Source organism: Wolbachia endosymbiont of Nomada ferruginata (genome assembly GCF_001675785.1).
GTDB lineage: Bacteria > Pseudomonadota > Alphaproteobacteria > Rickettsiales > Anaplasmataceae > Wolbachia > Wolbachia pipientis.
The window spans coordinates 1-244 of sequence record NZ_LYUY01000228.1 but is presented as its reverse complement, the minus strand read 5'-3'; the positions used below and the strand labels follow the sequence as shown (position 1 = coordinate 244).

Here is a 244-nt window from a genome sequence, read left to right as displayed (position 1 = left end):
AGAGTGATCCCTTGACAACCCATATTCCAATAATTATGGTAACTGCGCTGCATGACACTCATGATAGAGTGCAAGGTATTAATGCTGGCGCGGATGATTTTCTGACTAAACCAATAAACGAAACTGCTTTATCTGCAAGGATCAAGTCTCTCACGCGCTTAAAAATGATTATAGATGAATTGCGTTTAAGAGGAGAAACTAACGCTGAGATTGGTGGAGTCGCAGGAAACAGTATTATGGATTA

At 40.2% G+C, this 244-nt stretch carries 1 protein-coding gene; it reads left to right on the top strand.

Annotated elements, in window-relative coordinates:
- The coding region (locus BA053_RS06510) for a response regulator (protein WP_156518250.1) at positions 1-244 on the top strand (244 nt) is incomplete at both ends.